Source organism: Bradyrhizobium sp. ARR65 (assembly GCF_000472385.1).
Classification (GTDB): domain Bacteria; phylum Pseudomonadota; class Alphaproteobacteria; order Rhizobiales; family Xanthobacteraceae; genus Bradyrhizobium.
Genome location: NZ_AWZU01000110.1, coordinates 1 through 5,054 on the forward strand (window position 1 = coordinate 1; position 5,054 = coordinate 5,054).

Below are 5,054 nucleotides of genomic sequence, written 5' to 3' on the forward strand. Positions count from 1 at the left end.
ACGGCTCAGGTTCGCTTGGTCGCCCGGAGCGAGATGCCCGGGTTGCCTGCTGGGCGCTCGAGACTGTCGAGAGCCGGCTGGGGTTGGTTATCCGCCGCCTCGCGGATTGCCCCTATCTCGCCGGCGACCGCTTCACTGCTGCCGATATCTCGGTGAGCTACGCCCTCCTGCTCGGCCTGCGAACTGGCAACTACGTCCCCGGTTCTACCGAGCGGGACTATCTCGCCCGCACNACGGCACGCCCTGCCTACGCCCGAGCGATGGAAAGCTGCCAGGCCACCAAGGCTTGGGCGGCGAGATCACCGGGATTGTAGTGCTCGCTTCATCCGAGAGGCCCAGCGCCTGATTGAGTAGTTGCGAAAAGTTCCTTAGGGGCGTCTACCAATTGGAGGTTTGGCTTCCAGCTTGTACTGAACTCTGATTCACGCGCGGCATGCGCCGATATGATCTAACCGACTTCGAGTGGCGCGTGATCGAGCCGCTCCTGCGCAACAAGCCGAGAGGTGTGCCGCGAGCGGACGACCGGCGGGTGCTGAACGGCATCTTCTGGGTGCTGCGTTCGGGCGCACCATGGCGCGACCTGCCCGAGCGCTTTGGTCCGCGCACGACCTGCTACAACCGCTTCGCGCGATGGCGAAAGGCGAGCGTGTGGGACCGGCTGATGGACGCCATCACCGCCGCGCACGACGGCGACATCCAGATGATCGACAGCACTTCCGTTCGCGCCCACCAGCAGTCCGCGACGGCAAAAAGGGGGAGTGCAGATCACTGTCTCGGGCGATCGCGCGGCGGGCTCACGACCAAGATCCATGTCGTCGTCGATGCGCGGGGGCTCCCAATCCGGCTCGGCCTGACCGCCGGGCAAACGCATGACGGGCAGATCGCCGACACGCTGCTGGCCGACGACGCCGACCGCATCCGCGAACTGATCCAGGATCAAGACGCCACTCCTAACATCCCGCCGAAGAGCAACCCGCGCTGGAAACCCTGCTTTAGCAAACGGCTCTACCGCGAGCGCAGCCTCATCGAGCGGTTCTTCTCAAAGCTGAAGCACCTCCGCCGCGTCGCCACCCCGATTCGACAAGCTCGCCACCAACTTCCTCGCCATGGTCCAGTTCGCTTCAATCCGGCTGTGGCTCGCGCTTACGAGTCTACTGCCCAGAAGGCGGACGCTGCCGATTGCCAAGGCGTTTGTAGTGCGCTGACGGCGGCTAACGCCGCGCCGTTCGAGAACAGTGCTCAGATTATCGAGTGCAGGGAGATAGCAGCTCGTCCGATTGAGGCGACGAACGCGGACTCGATCACTAGCCCGCTTCGGGCAACACGGTATTTTCAAGAACCGGACGTGGTGTTGAGCTGCACGTCTCACAGGTTCACGGGCGTTTCGCTGGCCTGGGACGACAGCGGCTTTCCTCCAAAACGCCTGGCTTCAGTTGCTGGCGAAAGCGGGCAAAGCGGTTGATCTCCGCAAGCGCTGGCGCCCTGCCCAGAGTCGCTGCTGCGCTCCGGGGGCGCCGATTCAGCGCGTCTCATTCTGCCGCCTTTCACGAAGATGCGGGATGCGCAGGAAGCGCTCGGGCATCGACGTCCCGCGGCTTACCGCGAATTCCCTTGCAGTAGTAGCAGTCGGAATTCGGCTTGATGAGTTTAGGCACGCGGCCGTGATAGTTAATCTGATGCTGCGTCTCTCCCATGCCCGTGACCATGAACTCGCTTGCGGCGGGCGGGGCGACGACGCCGGTGATGGGGGAGGGCGTTCGAAGCGCCACGCGGGTTCCCGACCCTCACACCAGACGCTTCATTCCAAGAGGCGAGGGCAGCCGCAGCGAATGATGATCATTTGCATTCGATGTTGATGTGAGCTCGGTCGGGCTTCGGACAGCGTGTCGCGATTCCGACAGCCCGGACCATTTCAGCTCGATTGAATACCGTGTGCCTCGATATCTGTCGGCCTGATGCAATCTAGTCCGACCAGTTTAGGCGCTGGTACGAGCCTTGCTTAATCACCAATCGCTCCACAATCGACGGACAGTCGTCCGCGACGTGAGGCCTCTGGAAGTCGTTTGGTGCTGAAGGCGAATAGGATGTCGGGTGTCGCTGGCGCGTTTTTATTGCCTTCTAGCAATTCAAAGGAAACAGTTCTGGATCGGCTCAAGCACATGCTTCCAAAACTTGCACTTCGCGGACAGGCGGGTTTTGGTGTGGTCGGCTTCATGCACAATAAAGGTGTCCGATATGCAAGATCGTCTCGGTCACCATGCCAATTGTCGACCATTGACTACGATGAACCGGACCTGGAGTTTAAGCCTCATGTCGCAATCGCGCATGTCCACGGCCGATCGCCTAGAGAGAACGAGAAGCGTAACAATCAGCCCTTTCAGAATCATAGAGTCGCCTCACGCTATCTCACAATCGCTGTAGATGGAGCTTTGGTCAATTCGGGCGAACTCAGGGAAGAACTGCTTTCCCATGGCGATGGCTTCTCAGGCGATACGGATGCAGAGCTCTTGCTCAGGCTGATCGAACACGCATGCGAAACGAGGTACTGGCGGCATAGTCGACCGGTTGATTATGGCGATGTGTTTCGCGAAATTGATAGTCGCATTGACGGAGCTATCAGTGCGCTTTTGATGGATGGTGAAGGAAACTTGGTCGGTTTTCGCAACCGATGTGGCTTGCGACCTCTGGAATTCATGCGGACCGATGACGGATTCCTACTTCTCGCATCCGAAAACTGCGCATTTGGAGGGCTGAAGGGAAAGATAGAGCAAATCTTGCCTGGTCATATCAAATACGTTGACGGCAAAATGGGCCGTTGCGTTGATCTTCGTTTGAATGGCGCCCCGGAAGGCGCCAAGCTGTGCGCTTACGAAGCGCTCTACCTGGGCAGTCCAGAGACATCGGTCCACGGCCGTTCTCATCTCGAAACGCGTTACAATATTGGAGTCGCCCTCGGTCAGATCATTGCGCGCCGGCTATCATCACAATCCGGCTCCGGTCCCATTATCGTGTGTTCGATGCCGCACACCGGCGGCCCATATGCTGACGGTCTATTTGCATCTCTGGTCAAGGGCGGCGTCTTGGCGGATCGGCTGGAGATTATTGCTACGCAGTCTTCTCAGCGGACTCTTCTGGATGCTGTCAGTGAGCGAAAATCTCTCATCGCTCGGAAATATCGGGTGGCTGGAGACAACGTTACGGGAAGGACGATAGTAATTGCCGACGAAGCTCTCATTCGCGGTGATACGAGCCGGGCTGTCACGGAAATGCTGCTTGCCGGCCGAGCGAAAGCTGTGCATTGGGCAATCGGCTCCCCGCCAATAGTTGCTCCGAACTATTACGGTATGCAGATAGATACGATAGAAGAGCTGGCGTTCTGGCAGATATGGAAACGACTGCCACCCGGACAACGCAAGCAATGCCTTCGGTTTCACAACATGAAGCCGCAAGCGCTCGGAACCATCGAAAAGAACATTGCGGCGGCGATCAACGCATCATCAGTAACTCACCTGCCGTTTTCAGCTCTCGTGAAGTTGCTGCCACGGGGGGGCGAGGGCGTCGACTTGTCACCGTTTACATTCGAGATGCCGACACCAGCGGGACAACAGCGCGCGGATAGGAACTTATCGGACTTGATGAGCCGTGTTGGCCATTCGGAATGATGTCTTGCTTGAGGTCAATTCATGAAGCCCACTCTCGTCTTTGATTGGAATGGCACGTTGCTCGACGATGCCTACGCGCTACTGCAAACGACGAACGCCATCCTGGATCAGTGCGGACGCGCCAGGATCGATATCGGCACGTTGCGAGATCATTGCGACGTTCCGCTGTCTGTTTTTTACAGAAATCTCGGAATGTCGGAAGCTGAAGTCGCGCTCGTGGACCGCGATGAGGGTGCGATTTTTCATGATGCCTATGAAGAGCTTGCAAACAAAGCAGATCTGCGCGAGGGTGCGCGCAGAATATTAGAGCTCGCTCGCCAAGAAGCCGTACCGTCCATCATCGTGAGCAACCATATCGTCGCGCCCCTTCGCGCTCAGCTGCGGAGGCTTCGTATAGATGAGTACTTCGACGAAGTTATTGCCTTTGAAAGTCGCTCCACTCAGTACAAGTCCACAAGCAAGGGAGAGCGGCTGCGTCTGTACATGCAGCAACACAATCTAAGGCCGGAGTCCACCTTCATCATCGGCGACATGCCGGTCGAAACGAAAATCGCGCGCGACCTTGGACTTATAAGCATTTCCATTACGGGCGGCTTCGTCTCCGATGAGCGTTTGGAGGCGGCCGGGCCGGACTACACCGTTCGCAACCACCATGAATTGTTGCCAATACTTCAAAAGCACGGATTTTTGCTTGCCGCGTAGATCGTGCGAACATGGCGACCAAACGGTTAATTGGAAGTTTCCCAAGACCGCGGCGATCGCAGCATTCCGCGCGGACTCTGCACAATCGTGCGCTCCGCATGATTGCCCAGTCTGCTGTCGCCAGCCACACCCGAAGTCCCGTGGGGATCGGAGTCATCGCGGATCCAGAGCCTCGATGATCCGGCGAAGGGCCTCAAGCTCGACGCTCGCATCGACCATAACGCGCCGCCCGCCGGTGAGCTCGATCGACGCTCGGTCGAATGTGTCGTCGCACTCTGTGATGAATCCGCCTCCGACGCCACAGCCCCATCCTCGGCCACAACGACCTTGACATGGCGAGCCTGGGATTTGGGTCGGTTCGCTAACACTACTTTGGCAGATTGTCGCTTTTCGCGCGTTTTTTAGGATTCCCGAATCAATTTTTCAATGATTCATGGGTGGTCGGCTCTCGGAGGGCTGACCATGGCGGAGTGGGAAGACGAACTCGAACGCTGGCTGAAGCCGTTTCTGGACCGACTGGGTCATAAGACCCGGCAGCGGATGTGCCCCTTGTACGTTGCGGGACTGATCGGCCCTGGCGATCGCAAGAGCGTTCAGCCGATGGCAGAACGCCTTGCAACCGGCAACTACGATCAGTTGCACCATTTCATTGCCGACGGTGTCTGGGACGCGACACCGTTGGAATCCGAA

5 protein-coding genes are annotated in these 5,054 nt (G+C 58.3%); all 5 read left to right on the forward strand.

What is annotated here, in order from left to right; translation table 11 throughout:
* The first annotated feature begins 83 nt into the window (after positions 1–83).
* Complete coding sequence (locus F758_RS0142520) at positions 84–314, forward strand: hypothetical protein (protein ID WP_502689143.1); 231 nt, start codon at positions 84–86, stop codon at positions 312–314.
* A gap of 119 nt (positions 315–433) precedes the next feature.
* Positions 434–1,205, forward strand: a protein-coding gene (locus tag F758_RS49150) for an IS5 family transposase (protein WP_245286782.1) whose coding sequence is annotated in 2 segments (ribosomal slippage) — positions 434–1,072 and positions 1,074–1,205 — 771 coding nt in all. Because the reading frame shifts where the segments join, the coding sequence is not laid out codon by codon here.
* Between the two features lie 879 nt (positions 1,206–2,084).
* Positions 2,085–3,662 (forward strand): amidophosphoribosyltransferase, encoded by a 1,578-nt coding sequence (locus tag F758_RS0142535; protein ID WP_245286783.1) that lies wholly within the window; start codon positions 2,085–2,087, stop codon positions 3,660–3,662.
* A 21-nt stretch (positions 3,663–3,683) separates the two neighbouring features.
* Complete coding sequence (locus F758_RS0142540; RefSeq protein WP_024513448.1) at positions 3,684–4,364, forward strand: HAD family hydrolase; 681 nt, start codon at positions 3,684–3,686, stop codon at positions 4,362–4,364.
* 426 nt (positions 4,365–4,790) lie between these two features.
* A partial coding sequence (locus F758_RS0142545) for a transposase (RefSeq protein ID WP_198026718.1) occupies positions 4,791–5,054 on the forward strand: 264 nt, incomplete at its 3' end.

Coding starts and splice junctions, on each gene's coding strand:
- F758_RS0142535 (WP_245286783.1), top strand. CDS start 2,085: ATGTCGGGTGTCGCTGGCGCGTTTTTATTGCCTTCTAGCAATTCAAAG.
- F758_RS0142540 (WP_024513448.1), top strand. CDS start 3,684: ATGAAGCCCACTCTCGTCTTTGATTGGAATGGCACGTTGCTCGACGAT.